The 23,574-nt window shown below is 46.3% G+C and carries 23 protein-coding genes; 15 read left to right on the top strand and 8 right to left on the bottom strand.

The annotated features are described in order from the left end of the window. Window positions 1–569, top strand: a 569-nt coding sequence (locus ACKFKH_RS31200) for a GUN4 domain-containing protein (protein ID WP_446862277.1), incomplete at its 5' end; no start/stop codon positions are given. Between the two features lie 458 nt (window positions 570–1,027). Next, entirely contained in the window at window positions 1,028–1,540 is a 513-nt protein-coding gene (locus ACKFKH_RS31195) for a TIR domain-containing protein (protein WP_446862276.1), read from the top strand. 48 nt (window positions 1,541–1,588) lie between these two features. Here the strand turns inward: ACKFKH_RS31195 and ACKFKH_RS31190 are convergent, their stop codons facing one another. The 7 genes from ACKFKH_RS31190 to ACKFKH_RS31160 form a co-directional block, all read right to left on the bottom strand. Continuing rightward, window positions 1,589–2,893 carry a hypothetical protein gene (locus ACKFKH_RS31190; protein WP_446862275.1) on the bottom strand — a complete coding sequence of 435 codons (1,305 nt, stop codon included), beginning with the start codon at window positions 2,891–2,893 and terminating at the stop codon, window positions 1,589–1,591. 50 nt (window positions 2,894–2,943) lie between these two features. Then, window positions 2,944–3,420, bottom strand: coding sequence for a hypothetical protein (locus ACKFKH_RS31185; RefSeq protein ID WP_446862274.1), 477 nt, complete (start codon window positions 3,418–3,420; stop codon window positions 2,944–2,946). Window positions 3,421–3,458: 38 nt separating this feature from the next. Further along, entirely contained in the window at window positions 3,459–3,998 is a 540-nt protein-coding gene (locus tag ACKFKH_RS31180) for an NUDIX domain-containing protein (RefSeq protein WP_446862273.1), read from the bottom strand. A 336-nt stretch (window positions 3,999–4,334) separates the two neighbouring features. After that, the gene (locus tag ACKFKH_RS31175; protein WP_446862272.1) at window positions 4,335–4,670 is read right to left on the bottom strand and encodes an element excision factor XisI family protein; all 336 of its coding nucleotides are present in this window, start codon (window positions 4,668–4,670) and stop codon (window positions 4,335–4,337) included. Further along, on the bottom strand, window positions 4,658–5,077 hold the full coding sequence (locus tag ACKFKH_RS31170) for an element excision factor XisH family protein (protein WP_446862271.1): 420 nt from the start codon (window positions 5,075–5,077) through the stop codon (window positions 4,658–4,660). Before ACKFKH_RS31170 ends, ACKFKH_RS31175 begins: the two co-directional genes overlap by 13 nt. Before the next feature lie 104 nt (window positions 5,078–5,181). Beyond that, entirely contained in the window at window positions 5,182–5,475 is a 294-nt protein-coding gene (locus ACKFKH_RS31165) for a hypothetical protein (protein WP_446862269.1), read from the bottom strand. 11 nt (window positions 5,476–5,486) lie between these two features. Further along, window positions 5,487–5,672 carry a hypothetical protein gene (locus ACKFKH_RS31160; protein WP_446862268.1) on the bottom strand — a complete coding sequence of 62 codons (186 nt, stop codon included), beginning with the start codon at window positions 5,670–5,672 and terminating at the stop codon, window positions 5,487–5,489. Window positions 5,673–6,079: 407 nt separating this feature from the next. On the opposite strand from ACKFKH_RS31160, the gene ACKFKH_RS31155 reads away from it, so the two are divergent. The 13 genes from ACKFKH_RS31155 to ACKFKH_RS31095 all read left to right on the top strand — a co-directional run bounded on the left by ACKFKH_RS31155 (window position 6,080) and on the right by ACKFKH_RS31095 (window position 23,123). After that, entirely contained in the window at window positions 6,080–6,901 is an 822-nt protein-coding gene (locus tag ACKFKH_RS31155) for a DUF4058 family protein (RefSeq protein WP_446862267.1), read from the top strand. Between the two features lie 2 nt (window positions 6,902–6,903). Beyond that, window positions 6,904–7,407 carry a hypothetical protein gene (locus ACKFKH_RS31150; protein WP_446862266.1) on the top strand — a complete coding sequence of 168 codons (504 nt, stop codon included), beginning with the start codon at window positions 6,904–6,906 and terminating at the stop codon, window positions 7,405–7,407. Continuing rightward, window positions 7,404–8,093 (top strand): hypothetical protein, encoded by a 690-nt coding sequence (locus ACKFKH_RS31145; protein ID WP_446862265.1) that lies wholly within the window; start codon window positions 7,404–7,406, stop codon window positions 8,091–8,093. Before ACKFKH_RS31150 ends, ACKFKH_RS31145 begins: the two co-directional genes overlap by 4 nt. A gap of 171 nt (window positions 8,094–8,264) precedes the next feature. Next, window positions 8,265–11,921: a WD40 domain-containing protein gene (locus tag ACKFKH_RS31140; protein WP_446862264.1), complete on the top strand. Its 3,657-nt coding sequence runs from the start codon at window positions 8,265–8,267 to the stop codon at window positions 11,919–11,921. Window positions 11,922–12,008: 87 nt separating this feature from the next. Then, window positions 12,009–12,557, top strand: a complete 549-nt coding sequence (locus ACKFKH_RS31135) for a hypothetical protein (RefSeq protein ID WP_446862263.1) — start codon at window positions 12,009–12,011, stop codon at window positions 12,555–12,557. A gap of 144 nt (window positions 12,558–12,701) precedes the next feature. Beyond that, window positions 12,702–13,193, top strand: a complete 492-nt coding sequence (locus ACKFKH_RS31130; RefSeq protein WP_446862262.1) for a sigma-70 family RNA polymerase sigma factor — start codon at window positions 12,702–12,704, stop codon at window positions 13,191–13,193. A 14-nt stretch (window positions 13,194–13,207) separates the two neighbouring features. Beyond that, window positions 13,208–14,341, top strand: a complete 1,134-nt coding sequence (locus tag ACKFKH_RS31125; protein ID WP_446862261.1) for a DUF1822 family protein — start codon at window positions 13,208–13,210, stop codon at window positions 14,339–14,341. A gap of 4 nt (window positions 14,342–14,345) precedes the next feature. After that, a complete protein-coding gene (locus tag ACKFKH_RS31120) occupies window positions 14,346–16,694 on the top strand; it encodes a CHASE2 domain-containing protein (protein WP_446862260.1) in 2,349 nt (782 codons plus the stop codon). A gap of 53 nt (window positions 16,695–16,747) precedes the next feature. Further along, window positions 16,748–17,473, top strand: coding sequence for a DUF928 domain-containing protein (locus ACKFKH_RS31115; protein ID WP_446862259.1), 726 nt, complete (start codon window positions 16,748–16,750; stop codon window positions 17,471–17,473). An 84-nt stretch (window positions 17,474–17,557) separates the two neighbouring features. Next, complete coding sequence (locus ACKFKH_RS31110) at window positions 17,558–18,943, top strand: NB-ARC domain-containing protein (RefSeq protein ID WP_446862258.1); 1,386 nt, start codon at window positions 17,558–17,560, stop codon at window positions 18,941–18,943. A 41-nt stretch (window positions 18,944–18,984) separates the two neighbouring features. Further along, complete coding sequence (locus ACKFKH_RS31105; RefSeq protein WP_446862257.1) at window positions 18,985–19,551, top strand: ferric reductase-like transmembrane domain-containing protein; 567 nt, start codon at window positions 18,985–18,987, stop codon at window positions 19,549–19,551. Between the two features lie 33 nt (window positions 19,552–19,584). Beyond that, entirely contained in the window at window positions 19,585–20,619 is a 1,035-nt protein-coding gene (locus ACKFKH_RS31100; RefSeq protein ID WP_446862256.1) for a WD40 repeat domain-containing protein, read from the top strand. 20 nt (window positions 20,620–20,639) lie between these two features. Next, on the top strand, window positions 20,640–23,123 hold the full coding sequence (locus tag ACKFKH_RS31095; RefSeq protein WP_446862255.1) for a two-partner secretion domain-containing protein: 2,484 nt from the start codon (window positions 20,640–20,642) through the stop codon (window positions 23,121–23,123). 4 nt (window positions 23,124–23,127) lie between these two features. On the opposite strand, the gene ACKFKH_RS31090 is transcribed toward ACKFKH_RS31095, so the two are convergent. After that, a complete protein-coding gene (locus ACKFKH_RS31090) occupies window positions 23,128–23,547 on the bottom strand; it encodes a CHAT domain-containing protein (protein ID WP_446862254.1) in 420 nt (139 codons plus the stop codon). Between the last annotated feature and the right edge of the window lie 27 nt (window positions 23,548–23,574).

The following is a 23,574-nucleotide window of genomic DNA, read 5'->3' as shown; positions in this document are numbered from 1 at the left end:
CTTCTATTCTCGCGAATCGCCGACAGTCGCTCCCCCAACCAATAGATGCGCCCCAGCAAAACCAATCGCTTGATGCTACCAAAGGAAACTACACCCAATTAGAAGCTTTGTTGGAGGCAGGGCAATTGAAAGAAGCAGATGAAGAAACTACCAAAAGTATGTACGAAGGTATGGGACAAAAGTTCTATCTTCGAGATCAGGATATACAGCAATTTCCTTGTGCTGACCTGCGCACGATCGATCAACTTTGGGTGAAGTATAGCCATGGCAGGTTTGGCTTTAGCGTCCAGAAGAAAATTTGGCAGAGGTGTGGTAGCCCTAAGAAGTACAATTCACAATGGGAAAAGTTTGGAGTAGAGGTGGGATGGCGAACGAAGGGACCGGCTATCCTCGGAGGAACTTGGAAAAGCGATGCAGAGTTAACTCTTGACATGTCTGCCCCAGTGGGACACTTCCCAGCCACGTTTAGGGTGAGAACGGGAAAAGAGACGGGAGGGTGGAGGGGGAGAGGGGGACATGTGTGGGGGTTCTCTTCTCTCGTGCAAAGACTTGTAGAATGTAGCATTTAACAGCTTCAGGCATTCCCAAAGATTTGTAATAGCATTCTTCTTCCACGAACCATCAGCTTTTCAAGGATTCATTACCTGGTACCAAGGGGTTTGTGCCTGTTTAATCTCGGATCATGGCAAGTTAGGAATTGTAGCAATTTGCCTCAACAAATTCCCTTGCCACCTTATGAATCTCTGAAGAAGTTGCTCATTCATCCCACAGATTCATTTGCCCTGGACTAGTTGTCTGGGGTTTGCCCTTCTTCTTAATTCCCTCAAGCAACCGACTCCTCCAATGCGGCTTCTTTTCCAGTTTCGGCTTTGGTTTATACCTCTGGCAAAACTTGTAGGGCAATGCCCACCCTACTCTTTAGGTCACTACATATTGAGTACACTTCAGAAAATATTTGAGACTTGACGCTATAGGCAGCATCTACATACAATAGTACTATTCACTTGGTCAGGTTCTTGGAGTTTTTATGACTAGAAGAGTTTTCTTTAGCTTTCATTACCAGCAAGATATTTGGCGAGTCAATGTTGTACGAAACCATGCCAAGGTAAAAAGCGGTTATCAGGAAGCTGGTTATTGGGATTGCTCTCTTTGGGAATCAACGAAGAGAACAGGTGAAAACTCACTCAAACAGCTCATTAATTCAGGTTTGCAGAATACCTCTGTTACCGTTGTGCTGATTGGAACTGAGACATCCGAACGTAAGTGGGTCAAATATGAAATTGAGAGAAGTCGCGAACGTGGCAATGGAATGCTAGGAATATACATTCATAACATTAAGGACATAAACGGAACACCTGACTTGAAAGGGAACAATCCTTTTGACAGCTTCACTGTCGAACAGCGCAGCCCGTATACTTATATGTCGAAGACGTATGTTAGTATGTCCCAGGTTTTCCCAACCTATGATTGGGTTTACAACGATGGATACAATAACTTTAGTAAGTGCGTTGAAGATGCAGCGAGGGTTGCAGGTAGGTAATTCTCACCTGTCGTGCTTGATGTACGTGCGTGTTCGATACAAATTGCTTTAGGCAACAACTTCCCAAACTGGATATTCTTCAATGACAGGGCGAGTTTGATCCCGTTCAGTCGTTTGAATAGGAAACCAGAGGGTTCTGGGAGGGCGATTGTTTTGTAAGCGAATTCGATTATGACAGTTTGGACATTCAACGACTCTGTTGGCAAGTTGATCCGGAGAAGTAGGAAAGTAACCGAAGTAGTCAACTTGTGGATCAGAAGTTGTTAAATTAAGGTGCCTTTCCCAATCAACGTGTTCTGGGCGACGATTTCGCGGACGACAATGTGGACAAGGTACTCGAACCGTTTTCCAGAAAGAATCTTTCATAAATTCAGGGTCGTACCAGCCAAAGGTAGGGCGAAGCACTAGAGATAGTAATTTAGCAGGACCTGAAGGCGGAATTCTTGTATCAGGACCAACTGTGAGCGGATCACTATTATTCAAAATTTTGAATAAACGATGAGACTGAGCGGACGTTATTGAGGGTATTGGTAGTTGAGAAGCCCCAATAAGAAGAGGAGTCAAGTCAGGACGAGACTTGTCTAAGACAATATAAGCTTGTCGAATAGATCTGTCTGAGTTACTTCGATGTTTAATCAGAAAGAGTAGCTCGGAGCAAGTCCAGAAGGAATCGAAGTAATCGTCTGACAGAAAAATAACGGCTCTGCTTGTTGATGTTATTTCATGTCCTAGCCGGGCTACACCTTCCCACATCTGCTGAAGCGTAACACACTCTGTCCTGTATGAGTATTCTGCTTCTGGCACTATCCGGACAGTGAGATCAGATGCCTTTGTAAATTTTTGACTCCATGTTTCTACAGCTTTTTGCTGAGTTCCACGAAAGCTTAAAAATACATCGGCAGCATTGTTAAACATCCAATATTGACTTGCTATCGGGCTACTGAAATTATCTGTTCTATCAGGTATAAAACGTTGACCAGAAAGAATAGTAAATAGGTATCGATCAAGCCAAGCTCCTAAAACCTCGTTAGTAAATGCTTCGCCATGAATTGGAGCGAATTGGTTGTAAGCCAATACATTACGAGGCAACGGGGTTCTACTAACAACTACGTACTTGCTCCCCGACTGTTTTGCTCTTTCGTTGAAGGCATGGTAGGCGTGACCAGGTTCAACGGATCCGTCCCAGAGTACTACATCTGAGCTGAACTCTGCTTTTAACGAATCACCACGATTTGCATCGGGACGTGATTCTACCAAATTAATCCCACGCCTATTGCATATAGGCTGAACGTAATGATCCAGGAGCTTCTGTCCTTTGTCATTGTGAACCCTGAAAAAAGAGAGTTTTGTCATATTACTATCTGAATTTTCCCATTTTTCTAACTTAATCAGATAAATCCGCTCTACTTGGATGGTAGTGGCACAACTAGAAGCAAAATTGTGATCAAGAACGTAATCAAATAAGGCAGGTTTGCCCAGGACTTGAGCGTGTTAGGAATTTGTCCGAGGAATTTGGTTGAGTTGTCGGGTTTGAGAAAATTTCCTTTAACTTTCTCGATCCATTCCTGATCTTCAGGAATGATATACCCACTTAAAGTTCGGGCTAATCGGTTAAAGTTATCACGAAACTTTCGCTCCAAATACAAGTAGTAAACATCCAGAACACCGAATAGTGCAAAAGCGACAAATGCCAACACAAATAAAACCGCACTTCGACTGGTAAACCCAAAGCCCACTATTGCTGCCCAAACGGTTATTCCAACTTTTTTCACTTCTAATGAATTGTTTGCCATGCGCGTGATCGCATTTTGCAACATCTCGCTTTGCTTGATCAAATATTCCCTATTCTTTTCAACCCAGTCTAAATAGTTAGTTGACATAGTCTTTAAAGCAGCAATAGTTACCCAACTCTAGAATTTTACTGATTGTTTTTGAAGAGCATTTTCTGTAGCTTCAAGTAGCCAATTTGACAGGCTGAGAAATCACAGGATTCCAGGTACTCAAACGGATGCCATTCATTTTCGCCGATCGACTCCATATAGGTGCCATCCTGTTGAGCCAAATCTGGTTTCAGGTTTGTGACATCAGCATAGTACAGATAGCAGATCTCATTCACCTGAGTTCCCACAATATACTGACCCATCGGCAAAGCCTGAACCCGATAGCCCGTTTCCTCATACACTTCTCTTTTAGCCGCCGCTTCCGGCGATTCCCCCTCCTCTAACGCCCCAGTAACCGGACAGGGAAACAGCCTGAACTTTCCATCCACTTCTCGATTATCAATACAAAGATGCTGCTGGCGAATTAAAACTTCATACTGTTCCGGCTTTTCGCCACTTCTTTTCAAGAGAAACACCGCAACAGAATCCTTACCCTTGCGCTCCAAATACTGAAATCCTCTCGGAGATTCCTTAACTACAATCCACTGAGCGCTAAAAATAATCCTATCTGCATCCATTGTCCACAGCCCCATCAGTTCTCGATCGCCTTAGATTACATCAGCAAGCACACGATCGCTACTCTTTCCCTTTATTTTCAACGCGATCTCCCCTCTCTCTGTAGGCTAGATTGAGCACCGTCAAGTTCTTGCCTATTAATCATTGGATGAAGTGAGACCCAACTGCAATCGATCGCTCCACTCCTGAGCATCGGCAGCAACCCGCAAACGATCGCTAAAGCAATTTCTAATCACGATCAGAGGATAAAAGATTAGATCTAGGAATTCGAGCTTTATCCTGATAGTGCGATCGCCTAAACTTCCCAACGAGCTAACCGACGAACCCTTCATCAACCATTACCCCACTGCAAACTCCGTCAGCCGCCGCCCACTCGCAGGCTGATACGCCAACACGATCTCCCCCTTCGGCACCCCCAATGCCACCAACTCATTCGCAACCCCCACCTCCGTTCCATCATGCTGAATCCAAATCTTGCCATCAATCAAATCGATATGAATCGTACAACCAAACACCCGTCGTCGATTCTCCCAGCCCACACTGAACAACTGATAGTGATCACGCTCCTCATCAAAAAACACAACCTCCTCAATCTCCCCGTAGGAAGACTTCAACCGACTATGCTCCGTTAAAATTTGCTTAATCCAAACCCGATATTGCTCTAGCTTATCCATTGCACAACCTCCTGCAAATCTGGATCAAAAATCAGCAACTTCACCGCATTCTCCGCAATGCTGATGCGGACGACCTCCTCTGGAAAAAATTCCTCATAGGTGAACAGCGGCACCGCCAGATACAGCACTCGCTCTGGCTGCTTCAACCGCAACGCAATGCGGTAATTAATAAACTGTCCCAGCGCGGCATGAAATTCTGAAACGGTTGAAGGTGCCAGAAAACTCTTCACCTCCACAGCGATAAACTGATTATCCTTTTCCGCCGCCACCAGAGCCTCAGCCGCCAAATCAATCTGCAATTTATACCGCGTCGAAAACTTCAGCGTCAAAGGATCAGCCGTCACCTTCCAGCCATCCTTGATCAACGCAGCCTTCACAACATCATGATAAACATCCCGTGCGGACATATGCCAAATCACTCATCAGTATATTCATTGTATTGTTTATCCCGCAAGGTAAAAGAGGTAATACCTACCCCACACTGCTGGATGCATTATTAACCTTTCCAGGGTCAGTCTAACTGGGAGTTTGATAAATGGCATAGTCGTTGTCTATTTTGCTGGGGCACATGCTCCCTTTCCACCAACATTTTCTCTAATTCACCAGCAGAATCTTCTGACAGTGGCACTGTTTCCTCGCCCGTATGCAGATTCCCTCGACAAATGGTGCGCCTCGCTTCATTCCGAATAATAAAGTCACCCGTGGGTTGAACGTAGGCAGTCCACTTGTTGCCTACCTTAAACTGAGCAATTTCAGCATCACCTGACCTTTGCTGGGTGAATGGCGGTTTGATAGCTTGTGTCATGGCTCTGAGCCTCATCTGGCTTCTAAGTTGGACAAGATTGAACGGAATCTGGCTTCGGTGGAAGTGCCTCTACTTTCGGTGGAGACGGCATAAAGCTGACGTTTCCCCATCTCGTGAGAATTTAGACCGTAACTGCGAAGGGCAAGACCTGATTGTATCGCGCCTTGCGATCGCTGTTGTTCAGTTGGGCGTTTCAAATTTCTCTCCTGTTTTGATTACAGATAATAACCATTCTATCGAATATGGATAGTCTAAGACAAAGTAGAAGTACGTGGTAAAATTAAACTAGAAAAATTTGAAAATGCTTGATGTGTATAGAACCCATTTGACATTTCTTGTTGATATACAAGGCATGTAGGAGAGCCGTTTCAAGCAGATCCTGAATTTAGAAGGAAAATCATTGTTCCAGAACAATGAGGAACATAAAATCCCGAAAAATATCAGCTTTGAAACACATTAAAAGATCCCAAATAGGTTCTATAAGGTTGAAGTTTTTAAGGCGATGAATGTGAGGATTTTTTCACAATCTAGCTCTAAGATTTAGGCGATCATCCAAATCGTGGAATTGAGATCTCAAGTTTTCATCCTGTTTTTCGGAGTCACCATGCCCTCGCCTTTTCCTGGAATGGACCCGTATCTTGAATATGCTGCCTTCTGGTCTTCGTTCCACACCCGTTTCATGGTGGCGATTGCTGACGCGATCGCGCCCCAACTGGGAACGCAGTACTACGTTGAAGTGGAGTCTCGCACGTATCAAACCGATGACCAGGACGATGAGATTTTGATTGGGATTCCCGATGCAATTGTGTTTGCGGAACGAGGCGAAGCAAAATCAGCGTCTGCAATCGAGCAAGAAACAGGTCGTGTTGCCACTCAAATCCAACCGGAAAAAGTGTCGCTGCCGATGCCGATCGAACTCTATCAGCGTTATCTCGAAGTGCGCGAGATGGGCACCGATGAAGTAATTACGATCGTTGAATTGCTCTCTCCGACAAACAAGCGAGCGAAAGATGGGCGATCAGACTATGAAAAGAAACGCCGATTGATTTTGGCGAGCCAAACGCATTTGGTGGAATTGAACTTATTGCGGGGCGCGAAGCCAATGGCAATGCATGGCGCGCGATCTGATGCCACTTATCGGATTTTGATTAGCCGCAGCGAGCAACGCCCGTTAGCTGCGCTGCACGAGGACGTGTTCGCCGATCTCTATGCGGTGATGCTTGATCAACCGCTGCCAGACATTCCGATTCCTCTAAAGCCGGGTGAACCAGAACCCGTTTTGCCATTGCAAGCTGTTTTCAATCAGCTTTATGAGCGTGCCCGCTATGCGACTCGAATTGATTATCGCCAACCGCTCCCCCCTCCGAAGTTGTCCGAAGCGCAGCAACAATGGATGGATACGGTGTTAGCCCCGTTCCGGAGGTAATCGTGGCAAAGGCAATTCCTTTGAAGTGCCAAAAGTGTGCGATGCTCGATGCGACACAGGCACAAGCATTACATGGGACAGAAGGTGATGGCTGCTGGAATCCGAAGGTCTGCTACAGTCGGCGATCGTATGCCCGTCATCGCGATCGTAAAAATCAGCAGCGCAATCGTTCTCGGCAAGAATCGGTGCTGAAGACGTTAGAAGTTGAGATTCCAGAATTTGCTTATCTTTACTATGCGGTGTTGGTGGTGTATCGGGCAGCAGGCGGGGATACTCCAGTTCACGCGATTTCAGCGCAAGTCTGGCAGGGACAGCAACAAATTGCGATCGCCGCTCCGATTCACTGTGTCGGCATGGTTCCGAGCCAGGTTCATGCTTATATTCGTAAGTTACTCGACTTGTTAGATGAAGAATACGGGATTCGCAAGTTTGCCAGTTTAGAGCGAGTTGATCCGCATCTGTGCCCGATGCGTCCCTGTCTGCATCATCCGTTGGGGGTGGCATGAGACAGCTCCAATTGCCGCTATGGAAGGTATTGCAAGAAGCCGCTCAGTCGCCAGAGACGGCAGAGTTGGATCAATTGTGGCAGGAGGTGGAAGCGTCGATCGTCGATTTGGAATGCGCGGGACAGTTGCAGGTGGCGGGTGAAGCCATCTCGCAGATTACAGAGGTGTTTGAAGCGCGATCTCAGCGAGCCTTTGAAGAAATTCTGGCGACGGCAAGCCATGACAGTCCGGTGATGAGTGAAGCAGCGTTTGATCCATATGTGCGGCAGACCATGCAGATCGAGTTTGATGACTACATTGAACCATTTGACAGTTTGCCGCGCAAACCGATCTCGATCGAGGAGCACGAGTCACAATCGATCGTGGCAGAAGTGGAGCCAATGCGATTGATTGAGGCATTGCAAAAAGTAATGCAGGTCGTTGATCCGGAGGTGGCATATGAACAAGCTTTAGCACTGGCGCACGCAGAAGATGTCTCCGAGTGGGGAGCCGCGATTCAAGCTTGGCTGAATCAACGTGATCAGGCAGTCCAGTTGTTGAAACTCCAGCGATCGCTCAAGATGCCGTTGGTGCAAGTGTGGTTGGCGCTGTTATTGAATGGATTTGCGATCGAGCAGCGCGGGGAGTTTTATGATCTCGATCAGGTTTGGATTCTTCAGTCAAGCAGTCGGTTTGAAACGAGATGAGGACGTTGCACGAGGGCAAGGGGTGGCTTTCATCAGATTGTAAAAGTTGCACTTCAAGAAGTAAGGATGCCTACCTGGTTGATCCACAAATCGAGTTTTGTCAGTCAACCAGGGTGAATTTCTCTCGGATATGGATTAACCTAAGACATCCAGATTGAGCGCCATCTAGCCATGTCTACCAAGCGTTCCTCTCAATCTAAACGCGATCGCTCTGCTTCGCCCCGCGTCCGAGGCGTAATTCTCACTGTCAAAGGATGGCAAAAGTTACAGGCTGCGATGCAAGCAGCAGAAGTGGAACAGAATTGGGGACAACACTTCACTCGCGAACAATTGAGCGAGCGCACTGGATTATCGCTGCAAACAATTTCTCGCATCTTAAAGCGAACAGAAGCGGTTGATCGTCTGTCGATCGAGTATTTCCTGCGAGCGTTTGAACTACAACTGGCGCAAGGTGATTGTGCCCCTCCAGGTTCTCCATTTGAGGATTTAGCTCGACAAGCAGAATTTCAGCGCGATTGGGGCGAGGCTCGTGCTTCTTGGAATGCTGCCTGTGATGTTTCAGTCTTTTTTGGGCGCGAGGCAGAATTGGCACACCTGCGAGAGATGGTTTTGGATGAACACTGTCGATCGATTGCTTTGTTGGGCATTGGTGGCATGGGGAAGAGTGCGCTCTCGGTGAAGTTGGCACAGGACGTTCAATCTGAATTTGAGGCGGTGATTTGGCGATCGCTTTCTAATGCACCCCCATTAGAAGCACTGTTAAACAGCATTCTGTCGTTTCTATTGCGATCGCAGAACAAAGAGACATTGGTTCCTACAGAGCTAGATGAGCAATTTACAACGTTAATCGATTGCCTGAAGCAACAGCGGTGTTTACTGATTCTCGATAATACTGAAACGTTATTGAGTAGTGGAAATCCGGTGGGGCAATATCGTTCGGGATACGAAGTTTACGGGCAACTGTTGCGGTTGATTGGAGAAACGGCGCATCAAAGCTGTTTGCTCTTGACCAGTCGAGAAAAGCCTGGAGAAATTGCTCTGCTAGAGGGAGAAAAATTGGCGGTACGATCGCTGCAACTTCAAGGACTGTCCCCTTCAGAAGGACGATTGCTATTTGAGGCGAAGGGAAACTTCAACGGGACTCAGACAGAGTGGAGCCGACTGATTGAGCATTATCGAGGGAATCCACTTGCGCTGAAGTTGGTTGCAGCGATGACTCAAGAGTTTCTCAATGGCGATATCACAGAAGTTTTGAGCTATATTGAGCAAGGCAAAGCGGTGTTTAGTGATATTCGTGATTTGCTGGCGCGACAGTTCGATCGCTTATCTACTGCTGAACAAGAAGTGATACTGTGGCTGGCAATTAATCGAGAGCCTGTGCCTGTTGCTCGGCTGAGTGAGGATATTTTGACCGCAAAGACACAGCGATCGCTGCCCGATGCCATTCAATCGTTGCTACGGCGATCGATGATTGAGCAAGGTTCGGCGGGGTTCAGCTTGCAGCCTGTTGTCATGGAGTATGTAACAGAACGGTTGATTGAGCAAGTTGGAGCAGAAATTACAGGCTCAAACCTTGCAAGGGATGCTCGACTGCGAACTCATGCGTTGATGAAAGCTCAATCGATCGATTTTATTCGTGAAACGCAAATTCGGCTAATTGTGCAACCGCTCCTTGAGGATTTGTTGGCTCAACTGGGAGGTCAGCCGCACGTAGAGCAACGATTTCGGGAATTGTTAGCAGAACACCGATCGACGAAGCAAATCGGTTACTTAGCAGGGAATTTGGTGAATTTGCTAGTGTCGTTGAAAACAGATTTGCAGCATTGGGATTTCTCAAATTTAGCGTTGTGGCAAGCGGATTTGCGACGAGTGAACCTTGCAGGAGCCGATTTCCAGAATTCAGACTTAGCGAAATCCGCGTTTGCTGAAACCTTGAGTGGAGTATTAGCGATCGCGCTTAGCCCAGATGGAACCTTACTGGCAACCGGGGATGTGGATAATGTTATTCATATCTGGCGAGTTGCGGATTTTCAGCCCTTGTTGATGTTGCAAGGACATACAGGCTGGGTGTGGAGTGTGTGCTTTAGTTCAGATGGTCAGAGACTGGCAAGTGGAGCGACAGATGCAGGTGTGAGACTGTGGGACGTGCGGACGGGAGAGTGTCTTCATGTGTTGCAAGGACATACCGATTGGGTGTGGAATGTGCAGTTTAGTCCTGATCAGCAAACGCTAGCGAGTAGCAGTACAGATGCTTTGAGGTTGTGGAATCTACAAACTAGACAATGTGAAGCAGTCATCGAAGATCCTGCGGGAACGGTTGCAGCAATTAGTTTTAGTCCTGATGGTCGGTTGCTTGCGAGCGGAAGTCAGGATGGTGCAGTGCGGTTGTGGGAGGTTTGCGGAGCGAATCGCGTTTGTATTGCAACATTGCAGGGACATTCTAAGCGAGTGCGATCGGTGTGTTTTAGTGCGGATGGATCGTTACTGGTGAGTGGGAGTGAGGATAGTTCAGTTTGCTTGTGGGATGTTCAGTCTCAGGCGTGTCTTCAAACCTTTCAAGGACATAAAAGCGGCGTGTGGTCAGTTGCATTTAGTCCAGATGGGCAAATGGTTGCGAGTAGTGCAGATGATTTTACAGTGCGATTGTGGGATGTACAATTGGGGCATTGTTTGCAGGTGTTACAGGGGCATGGTAGTTGGGTTCTTACCGTGCAGTTTAGTGATAGTCAGACGGTAATTAGTGGCAGTGTTGATTTTTCGGTGCGATTTTGGGATGTCCAGACAGGGCAGTGCTTGAATGTGTTGCAGGGGCATAAAAGCGGCGTGTTTGCGATTGCCTTCGGCAACAGCAAAGCTTCCGAGTTTGCTCCTACTTCCATAGATTCAGAAAGATTGATTCTGGCAAGTGGTGGACTCGATGCGATCGTGCGATTGTGGGATGTGGAGCAAGGGGTTTGTGTGAAAACGCTACAAGGGCATACCAACTGGATTCGATCTGTCAGTTTTAATGCTGAGGGAACGGTTTTAGCGAGTGCAGGGTTTGATCGAGGAATTCGGCTCTGGAATATGGAAACTGGACAATGCTTGAAAGTGCTACAGGGACATACGAGCGGAATTCGTTCGGTGTGTTTTAGTCCCGATGGTCAGATGCTTGCAAGTGGTGGATTTGATTGTTCAGTTCGGGTGTGGAATGTGCAAACTGGACAGTGTTTTAAGGTATTGCAAGGACATACGACTTGGGTTTTCTCAGTTACTTTTAGTTCAGATGGAAGATTGATTGCTAGTGGTAGTGACGATCGCACAGTTCGACTTTGGGATGCTCACACTGGGGACTGTCTAAAAGTATTGCAGGGGCATACCAATGCAGTTTGGTCAGTCAGTTTTAACCCAAATGGCGATCGCTTGATCAGCGGTGGTTTTGATGGGTCATTTCGGGTGTGGGATGTGCAGACGGGTGAATGTTTGCAGGTGTTGCATGGCGGAGTGAATCGAATTCGATCGGTTCAGTTTAGTCCTGATGGGCAAAAAATTGCGAGTTGCGGAGATGATTGCTTTGTTCGCGTATGGGATGTACAAAGTAGTGAATGTTTGCAGGTGTTACAGGGACATACTCGCGAGGTTTGGGCTGTTACTTTTGATCCCAAAGGTGAAATTTTGGTGAGTTGCTGTCAGGATGAGACGATTAAACTTTGGGATATACAGACTGGGCAATGTGTTAAAACGCTCCAAGCAGAGCGCCTTTACGAGGGAATGAAAATTGCTGGAGTGACAGGATTAAACGAGGCTCAGAAGCTAGCACTCAAAACATTAGGCGCGATCGAAACTTAAGTTACTCTCTGGCTGGATTAACTTGTCTGGTCTTTTCTCGAACAGGATCACAGACTGTAATGCTGAGACACTTTATAGTCGATCACCATGCAACCTCGGCAAACTCTGACCGAAAAATTCTCAACCTTTGTGCGATTTGCCGACGATCGCTTTGATGGTTGGATTGTTGATCTATCGCTGCGTCGAAGTATAGAAAATTGCACTGATTATGATTCGGGAACTCGCGTCGATGAGTTTTGGGCGCTTTATTGGTATCAACACTGGAAAATAGAACCTAGCTTGCTAGCAGTGGGGCACTTGTCAGCTTATTTACAGGAGACTTGCTACTGGACAGTTCAGAAAATTACGGTTCAATCAATCTCAACCTCTGATTGCTTTTCCGATTATTTTCAGATTGCGATCGCAACACTCCCTAAAATTCTCAACGGTTATTCTTCCCTACAAGGTGTGAGCCTCAAAACTTACAGTAGTGTGAGCTTTGGTAACACAATTCGGAATCGGCTGCGCCAGCAACAAGACATGAATAGTCGAACGGATTGGGGATTGCTGCGAAAATTAAGCCAGAAACGATTACTAGAAGTGCTTCAGGCAAGTGGATTAGCAGAAAGTGCTATCGCGGCTTATCTGCTGGCATAGAAGTGTTTTAAAGCTTGCTGGGTTCCTGATGAGGATGCAACAACTCGCCAGCTTGCTCGACCAACATCTGCTGCATGGAAGGAGATTGCTGACCTTTATCAGCAACAGAGATCTTCTCAAAGTATTTCGACAACTCCTGAGCTATTGGAGCAATGGCTAAAGTTTTGTGCAGCGGAGGTGAGGAAGTCGCTACGCCCAACGGTGACTTCTTTGAACATTGCTAAGTTTGAACCGGGATCAGCCGAACTTCAGGATGATTTAGTTGATCGAGACGGGGCAACACCCCTAACAGACTTGATTACAGCAGAAGAAATTCAAGAACGGCAGCAGCAGCAAGCCCAACTCAATGCTGTGTTAACGAACGCTCTCGAATTGCTTGATCCCGAACTCCGCTCAGTACTGGTGTTTTATTATCAGCAAACGTTGACTCAAAAACAAATTGCGATGCGACTGAACCTTAAGCAGTCAACCATTTCTCGGCGATTAGGTGCAGCCAAAGAAAAACTCTTAACAACATTGGCTGAAGGGAGCCGAGAAACGCTGCATACTTCTCTTACCTCGCCCGTAATCGGACAGATGACTTTTGCCCTCGAAGAGTGGTTACAAACTCACTATCAATCTGCCACCTCGTCCTAGAGGATCACCCCCGAATGACTCTGCTATCCACGCCAGAACCTTTGCTATTAGACATTTTGCCGGACATTCATACCCGCGTTTGGCAACAGAGCAGATCGCTACCTGTTCCCCGCGATCGCTGGGCTGTCTATCTCAATCTCGTTTGCTTTCAATCTGTGTTTCAATTGCTCAAGGAGAAATATCAGCACCAAGCGATTAAAAATCTACAGTCTACTTGTTTCCCCAATATTTATGCGTTGGTCAATGGAAGTGCGATCGCGTTCAACAACTCTCGATTGATCCTAATTCCGACCGAGGCGATTGATCATCATGAATTCCGAGTGCCGCAGGAGTGGATCGACATTCCAAGTTGGGCAGGAGATTATTATTTAGCCGTGGAAGTAGATACGGACAAACAGCAGCTCCAAATTTGGGGCTACACAACTCACCAAATACTGAAATCGCGGGGGCAGTATGATGCAGACGATCGCACGTATTCTCTAGCAAGTAAGGACTTGCAGCAAAGTCTTTCGGTGCTTGGGGTGATGCTGCAAGTAGCAACTGAACCGACGCGAGCAGAAATTGATTTGCTACCCAAACTTCTGTCAACTCAATCGAGCAATTTGATTCAGCGACTGAAATCGATCGCGCTGCCTCGATTAGCAATCCCGTTTATGCAGTGGGGCGCATTGATAGAACAGGAGAAATGTCTAGAAAAATTGTGTCAACGACAAGCCGCAACATTTAATTTAAGCAATTGGCTGCACCATTTATTTGAGATGGACTGGCAAGCGATCGAAGGTTTTCTAGAAGCAGAACTCACAACGGGTTTTAGACATGAAGATGAGACTGGGCAGGTGATTCAGCGAGTTAAGCCCATTGCTCTGAAGGAAGATTTAACCATTTTATTGCTGATCATCCTGACGGTTGAACCTGATGAACGGCGCAACATTCGAGTTCGGATTTTGCCAACGAATGAAGCTCTAAATCTGCCAGAGAATCTATCTTTGGTGTTGCGATCGACAACAGGTAATGAAATTCAGTCGGTGCAATCTCGAAGTCAAGATCAATCCATTCAACTCAAGCGGTTCAAGTGTCCACCTCACGTCCAGCTTCAACTGCACATCACGATCGATAACGTTACAGTCATTGAGAATTTTCTCACTTAGCTTTATGAGCCAACTGATTGTTTTGAACCTGGGTAAAGGAGATTGGCAGCAGGGCTGGATGACAGTCACGGCTCAATTTTGGGAGCCAGAAAACTCAACGCCGATGCAATTTACAGCGAGTTTGCCCCCTGCACCAGAACTAGAAAATCTCTACGTCCGTTGGCAAAGATTCTATGAGAATTTATCAGCGTGCAAAAACTGGCGACGATATCGAAACGATGATCCAATAGTCAATATTGAAATCGATGAAGCAGATATTACTCATATTTCAGACTCCGAGTTCAATGAGTTGTGTCAGGAACTCCGCGATCGCATTAACACTTGGCTTTATGCCGATCAGTTTCGTCATATCGATCGCCAACTTCGCACTCGATTGACGCTATCCGATGAAATTCGCTTCGTTATTACTGCGGAGAATGAATCAGTTCTACAAATTCCGTGGTGTTTGTGGCATTTCTTCGAGGACTATCCAAAAGCAGAACTTGCCCTCAGTTTGGCAAACTACGCGCGATCGCTGAAAGTCGCTCCTCCTGCTACAGGTCGGGTCAAAATTCTAGCAGTGATGGGTAGCCAACAAGGGATTGATATTACAACCGATCGAGAATTACTAGAACAGTTGCCCAATGTGGAACTCACGCTACTAATTGAACCGAATTGTCAAGTTTTGAATCAGCAGCTATGGGAACCGGGAATTGATGTCTTGTTCTTTGCGGGACATAGCTCTAGTCGGGGTCAAGGTCGCATTCAGATTAATCAAACAGAGAGCTTAACGCTTGATCAATTACGACATGGATTAAGACACGCGATCGCACAAGGCTTGAAGTTAGCAATCTTTAATTCTTGTGATGGTTTAGGGCTGGCATGGGATTTAGCTGATTTGCAAATTCCTCAAGTGATTGTGATGCGTGAACCTGTTCCCGATCAAGTTGCACAAGCCTTTCTCAAGCAGTTTCTCATTGCATTTTCGGGAGGACAATCCCTGTATCGATCAGTTCGAGAAGCGCGGGAACGACTGCAAGCGATCGAGTCTGATTTTCCCTGTGCAAGTTGGTTGCCAGTCGTGTGCCAAAATCCTGCTGAAGTGCCTCCAACATGGCAAGACTGGATCAATCAAAACTCGAAAACACTAAAGATTTCACAACCTGCGATTCAAACACTCAAATCTAAAATCTCAAGAGTGTTGCTGAGTAGTTTTGCAGTCACGGCGCTTGTATTAGGAGTGCGATCGCTCGGTGCTTTACAATCGCTCGAACTCTGGACATTCGATCGGCTTTTGAGCCTTAGACCCACTGAGCAACCGGATTCACGCTTTCTGATTGTTACGATTAACGAGGCAGACATTCAAGCTCAAACCACAAAATACAGGCAAGGAACCTTGTCTGATCAAACATTGTTGCAATTGCTGAATGTCCTAGAGCAACATCAACCTCGTGCGATCGGGCTAGATATTTATCGGGATTTTCCAACTGCACCGAAATTTAGTGAACTTGCGGCGAGACTGCGAAAGAGCGATCGTATCATTGCACTCTGCAAAGGAAGAGACGCAAAATATGATCCTACAGGCATTGCACCGCCGCCTGAAGTACCAGAAACAAGGCTCGGTTTTAGTGATTTTTTAGAAGATCGAGACGGCATTTTACGTCGGCAGATTTTATTCATGGATCACGATCCAATCTCACCTTGCAAGGCTCCCTATGCGTTTGGAACACAATTAGCTTTGCGCTATTTGATCACTCAAAACATCACGCCTCAGTTCACCTCAGAGGGAAATCTTCAACTCGGTTCAACCGTCTTTCATCGCTTGAAAAGGAGAACTGGAGGCTATCAGGGCATTGATGCTCAAGGGAATCAAATCTTGTTGAACTATCGCGCTGCTTCAACGCCTGGCGAGGTCGCCCCACAGATTATGCTCACAGATATTTTAACCAAGCAAATTGATCCAAATGCAATTCGCGATCGTATTATTCTCATTGGAGTCACAGCTTCTAGTACTGCGGATACTTGGGCAACTCCTTATGGAAGTGACGCTTTGAAACGAGTTCCAGGCGTGTTTATTCAAGCACAGATGGCAAGCCAAATCCTGAGTGCTGTCTTGGATCAACGTCCGCTGGTCTGGGTTTGGTCAGGATGGATCGAAGGCGTGTGGATTTTAGGATGGGCGATCGCGGGTGGAGCAATTTTTTGGATGCAGCGATCGCAAATTCAACAAGCACTTATAACAGTAGCAATACTTGGAATGCTACCTGGAATTAGCTTCGTGGTGTTCATTCAAGGGGGATGGATTCCATTGATACCTGCTGCGATCGCGGTTCTAGCAACAGGTACGATCGTCATCTACTGGAACCGCGCATAAATCCGAATCTATGCCCGTAAGAAGGGCTAAACATTGAAAGATTAGAGGTGATTATGCTGAAATGGACATCGCTCTGTGTTCTGGTTGGAATGAGTCTAATCGTTGCTCCTCAAGTTGCTTCGACGCAAACAACTATCTTTAATACGCCTCCACCTCCATCAGGCACACCAGGGGGACGAGCGCAAGGCGGTGGTAGTCGAGGGGATTGTCAGAACTATACAGGTCTTACCGCCATTGTTCCCGTAGTCAGAGAAGCCGTTTGGGGGTTGACTGCGACAGCTCATCCGACCTTCTGGTTTTATGTACCTTACGAGTTAAAAACAAACACTCCGATCGAATTTGTTCTACAAGACCAAGTCGATAATTTTGTGTATCGTAACCGCTTTCAGCCTTCTAATACAAAAGCAGGGCTAATTCAGATTACCATTCCAAAATCTGCTCCTGGGTTAGTTGAGGGAAAGCTCTACGCTTGGACGTTATCTATTCAATGTGATCCGTCTCAGCCTTCTAATAGTGTCTATGTTCAAGGGAATATCCGACGAACTGCGATCGCGCCTGCCCTCGAAAAACAATTATCAGTAGCTACTCCTCTAGAGCAAGTTCGCCTCTACAGCGCCAGTGGAATTTGGTACGATGCGTTTAATCAAATTGCAGAACTACATCGCACTAATCCAGCCAATCCTCAAGTGAGAGAAACCTGGACGACATTATTACGGCAAACGAACTTAGAACCCATTGCCACAAAGCCATTTACGCCATGCTGTACCGCCTCATATTAATCCTCACGCATATTCCTCAAACCTAGCCCGTAAGAGTTTGAGAATCACAACTGCCCCATTACTGAAGCCAGGAAGGAACCTGTAATGTACGCTTCCGCCTCTTCTACTAAAATGCACCGAAAAACTCGTGCTCAACAAGCTCAACAACCGAACAGACGCAATCGTGGCGTAGTTCTCACCGTTCACGGATGGGATAAGCTGCAAACTGCCAAAGCTGAAGTCGAATTTCAAGAAAATCATGGACAACGCCTGACACTTGAAGATCTCAGTGATCGCACTCGTCTAGCCATTCACACCGTCTCTAAACTGCTCGGACGCAAAGATCCCGTCGATAAACAGTCTTTACAGTATATTTTCCACGCTTTTGGCTTAGAACTTACATCTAGCGACTATACTCATCCCATTTCGCCCTTTGAAGCTTTAGCCGATCGACAACAGAATCTCTCTCAAGATTGGCGAGAAGCGATCGATGTCTCTGTCTTCCTCGGACGAGAGCAAGAACTTCTAGAAGTGCGGCAGTGGATTCTAGAAGAACATTGTCGGCTAGTTGCTATTTTGGGTATAGGAGGATGTGGTAAAAGTTCGCTAGCAGTCAAACTAGCAATGCAGATTCAATCTGAGTTTGAAATTGTGATTTGGCGATCGCTTGCGGGTGCACCTTCGATCGATGAATTGCTAGAAAGTATCTTATCTTTCTTAAGCGGAGCCTGCAAAGAGAGTTTAGAGATTCCTGCTAGTTCAGAAGAGAAATTTTCTAGGCTGATGGAATGCTTACAGACGACTCGCTGCTTGCTAATTCTGGACAATGCAGAAACGCTGTTGAGTAGTGGTGAACGAGTCGGCAAGTGTCGAGAAGGCTATGAGGACTATCGCCGATTGATTCGGGCTGTGGGAGAAGTTCCGCATCAAAGCTGTGTGCTGTTGACCAGCCGGGAAAAATCAATCACGATCGCACTTCTGGAAGGCGAGAAATTTCCAGTCCGATCGCTCTTGCTCAAAGGCTTAAAGATGGAAGATGTGCGATCGCTGTTTCAACATAAGGGAACGTTCACAGGTTCCGATACTGATTGGCATCGCTTAACAGATTACTATGCTGGAAATCCACTCTCCTTGAAGCTTGTTGCAGCAGCAACACAAGAAATGTTCAACGGCGAGATTGCGGCGGCGCTGGAATATATCGAACAAGGATTGTTAGTGTTTGAAGATGTCCATCACTTGCTCAATCAACAGTTCGATCGCTTATCTCATGTAGAACAATCCGTACTAACTTGGCTTGCAGATCATCAGAACACTGTCACACTAGCAGAACTGATTGCGGAGATTACAACTGTGGCTTCTAAATGCAAAGTCTTAGAGGCGATCAATTCTTTGATGCGTCGATCGCTGATTGAAAAGCATGGAGAACATTTTTCACTGCAACCTGTTGTACAGGAATCCATTCTTGAGCGATTTTCTGAACGGGTTTGTTAGCTGATGTTCGGTAAGTAACTCCCTACTTTTGAGAGGTTTTTATGAATCTAACACTGGACTCAGTGACTTTTCCAAGCTTGATGGGTTTTTTAGCCTTGATCTTTTACACAGTGACGTTGATGCCCACAATGATGAAAGTCAACTTTCCACAAACTCAGAAAATGAGTGTTGTTCAGAAGTTGCTGAAACATCGTCGATCGATTGGCTTGATTTCCTTTTTTCTTTCTGCCATTCATGGCTATCCTTACCTCAACCAGAGGGACTTTGACCTGCTCGATCTCGAAACACCTTGGGTCTATATTCAAGGAGTGGTCTGCTTTCTGATTCTCCTCTTGATGGCAATCACATCGAACACTTGGAGCATGAAGCTACTCAAGAAAAATTGGAAAAAATTGCATCAACTGACCTACTTGGCGCTCTTTGTACTAATTTGGCACGTCTGGGATAAGATGTCGGGTCACTGGACGTATATCACTCCAATCAGTTTGGCGATACTTACAGGAACTGCGATTTTATTCATGAGTCGAATGCGGATTGAAGAACAGAATCAGCAGCAAGAAGCTCAGAAGAAAGAAGCTGTTGCAATGACTACTAGTAGTTCTAAATAGCGATCATCAATACACAAGTCAGGAGCATTGACTATGGCACCAAAGCAAAACTCTAGAAAAACGACGATCGCTTTAACAGGAATATCTCTAATACTAATCATTGTCGCGCATTGGCTTAGCACTCATACTCACTTTAAATCACTTCTTTCGGCTCAATCCTTAGCGGCCCAACCGATTCACATCTTCAAAGGACATCCGGTTTGGGTGTATGCGATCGCAATTAGCCCGGATGGAAAAACGCTTGTTAGTGGTAGCTATGATGGTACAATCAACATTTGGGATCTGCCCAATAAAACACTGCGTCATTCAATCTCAGGAGATTCGAGTCAGGGACACGGAGATGCAGTTGTTTCATTAGCAATTAGTCGAGATGGACAGTTCTTAGTGAGCGGTAGTTGGGATAGCCGCATTAAGGTGTGGAAGCTGGACAGTGGCGAATTGCAGCGGACAATTGCAGGACATAGCGATGATGTGCGTTCGGTTGCATTTAGCCCAGATGGAACGACGATCGCGAGTGGAAGTTGGGATAAAACGGTGAAGCTCTGGAAGACGGAGACAGGCGAGCATCAGCAAACTTTCCACTCTAGAGCTGAGATCAGAAGTGTTGCGTTTAGCCCTGATAGTCAACTCCTAGCAAGTGGTAGCGAAGATGGCAAAATTACAGTCTGGCAACTGGAGAATGGAGCGGTAAAACTCCCTTTAGCCGCCCATGAAGGAGCAATTACCTCAATCTCGTTTAGTCCAGATGGAAAAACTCTAGCGAGTGCAAGTCATGACAAAACCTCTGCGTTGTGGGAAATAAAGACGGGGCGATTGCTTCACCGTTTTGCTGGACATCACGATAAAGTGCTGTCAGTTGCGTTTAGTCCCGATGGGCAAACTCTGGCAACTGGAGGACACGATCGAGCAATTAAACTATGGGATTTGCAATCGGCTCAGTTGCAAGGTACGGTTATGGGACATCAAAAACCGATCTGGTCGATCGCCTTTATGCCTCAAGGAACAATGCTTGTCAGTGGCAGTGCTGACAAATCGATTATGATGTGGCAACTTCCTTCCAACTTGTAAATACTCATGAGAAGCAACTGATGAAACGATATGATGCTCCACTTTGGTTGGCTGGTTGCTTTCTGCTTTGCGAAGGGTTGATTATTCGAGGTGCGGTTCCTACGGAGTTGCGCTCTGCGCTAATCGCACAAGTCATTCCCGATCGTACAACTCCGACTACAGTGACCGGAGATTGCATTGGTAGCTGCTCAATCACAGGTGGGACAGTAACAGGACAGAATTTGTTTCATAGCTTCGATCGCTTTTCCATTCCAACGAATGGTGAAGCAGCGTTCAACAATGCCGCAGACATTCAAAATATTTTTACTCGTGTTACCGGAGGTATTCGATCTGATATTGATGGCTCAGTTCGTGCCAACGGTATTGCAAATGTATTTCTACTCAATCCAAGCGGAATTCTATTTGGTGCAAATGCCCGCTTAAACATTGGTGGTTCGTTTCTTGCCAGCACAGCAGATAGCATCATTTTCGACAATGGTAATGAGTTTAGTGCAGTAAACCCACAAACACCACCATTATTGACGATTAGTACTCCAATTGGTTTGCAGTTCGGTCAAAATCCAGGAACGATTCGAGTAGAAGGGAATGGATATAACCTATCGGCTCCAGTGCGGCGGCAAATCACGAGAGGAACTCAAACAGGTCTACAGGTACAACCAGGTAATACACTTGCTTTGATCGGGGGAGATATTGAGCTAGAGGGCGGAACTTTGACCGCAGAGCAAGGGAGAATTGAGTTAGGAAGTGTAGGTAGTGATGAACAGATTCGGCTTAATTCAAAAGAAGGCTTTGCATTGAGCTATCCAGGTGTTGATCGGTTTCAAGATATTCGGCTCTCTCAACAAGCATTGGCAGATGCAAGTGGTGGCGGAATCATTCAGGTACAAGCAAACAATATTTCTCTTACCAATAGTTCTATCTTTTTAATTCAGAATCGGGAGCAGCAGGGTGGAAAGATTAATGTTCAAGCTGCTCAGTCTTTAGAAGTCAGTGGACCTAATCCAACAACTGGATTCTATGGTGGGGTAGAAGGGCAAACGATTGGCTCTGGAAACAGTGCTGATATTGTAGTTTCTGCTCGGCAAATCGTCATTCGAGATGGAGCAGGAATCATAACTCGCTCCTTTGGCTCTGGGCAGGCGGGTGACTTGACGATCGATGCTCCTGATTCTACACAAGTTATCGGATTTTCTCCAATCTCGACCGCATTGACCAGTTTGATCGCCTCAAGCAGTACTGCTTCTGGCGCGAGTGGCAATGTAACTCTATCAACAGGACAATTGATTGCACTGAATGGAGGAAGTGTTGCATCTGTAAATTTTGGGCTTGGGCAAGGGGGAGAAGTCAGAGTAACAGCAACAAGATCCATAGAAGTCATTGGCGAATCTAGTGTGCCTGTGTCGAGTAACATCTCCGCAATCACTTTAGCGGACGGAAATGCTGGAAGCGTCATTGTCACTACCCCTAAGTTAGTGATTCGGAATGGAGGAATTGTGACTTCTGATAATTTTGCTAGGGGTCAGGGAGGGAATGTTTTGATTAATGCGATCGAGTCAATTGAGATTACTGGAAAAGGAACTCCTCTCCCTAGTCGCATCAGTGCGTCTGCCGTGAGTTTGCCTGAATCTTCACGACGAGTATTCGGAACGCCTCTAGTGCCAACTGGTGCTTCTGGAAGTGTAACGATCAATACAGGTCAACTTAGAATTAGCAATGGTGGTGTTGCTGGAGTGGAACATCCAGGAACTGGGAATGCAGGAACGTTGCGAATCAATGCTCACTCTGTTATCTTAGAGGGTCAGGGGAGTATCACTGCTGCCACCCGTTCTGGTGAAGGGGGAAACCTAGACATACAGGTGAGCGATACATTGGTGTTGCGCCGCAATAGCCAAATTACAACCTCTGCGCTCGGTAGTGGTAATGGTGGCAACATTGACATCAATACAGCTTTTGCGATCGCGGTTCCCCAAGAAAATAGTGATATTCAAGCCAATGCTGTAGCAGGACAGGGCGGCAATGTTCGCATCAATGCTCAAGGCATTTTTGGGATTGAAGCGCGATCGCAGCCCACTCCTTTAAGCGACATTACCGCCAGTTCAGAATTGGGAGTTGCAGGAACGATCGCGATTCAACAACCGGACGTACAACCCGAAGAAGGCACCATCAATTTACCGAATACCTTTGCTGCTCCTCCACTTGCTCAAGGTTGCAATCCAGGAAGCAATCAAACAGCAAGCTTTGTAAATACTGGACGCGGCGGAGTACCCACCAATCCAAATGATCCGATCGTTGCTGATACACTTTGGCAAGATACCGAAGACTCTGTACAACCTGTCTCAAGCGCAACTCCACAGAGGAACAATCCTCAAAGCTCAGAACCTGAAGTCTCGATCGTAGAAGCACAAGGCTGGATCATGAATTCTGATGGTACAGTGATATTAGTTGCGAATGCTCCAACCGTTACACCGCATCGAACCGGAATTGGAAAGCGCGATCGCTGTTAGCTTGTCACAACCAATTTCCAACCAAAACAAATGGTGCCCAATGAATCGGTTGTCGATAGTTCTTATCTCGTAGAAGCGAAAGCTGTGCCCGCCTCAATGCCTCCGCTTTGGACACTTTTGCATTTGCCAACTCTCGATAAAACTGACTGATCAACCGCGCTCCTGATTGATCATCCACGCTCCATAATGAAGCAACTGTACTCCGCGCCCCTGCTTGAATCGCTACCCCTGCAATTCCCAAAGCTGCACGCGGATCGCCTTCAGCCGTTTCGCAAGCACTGAGAACTAAAAGCTCGATTTCAGCATCACTCGCCCCTTCTCTAGTTCGGAGTAATGCCTGAAGCTCATTGACTTTAATTTGTCGATCCCAAGCCAAAATAAACGTATTTTCTGCATTAGGGGATTGTAAAATAAATTGTGTCAAAGGTCAGAAGTTGAGATCTAATGAACT

The sequence above is a fragment of the Phormidesmis sp. 146-20 genome, assembly GCF_052939475.1.
This window is presented reverse-complemented; position numbering and strand designations above follow the sequence as displayed.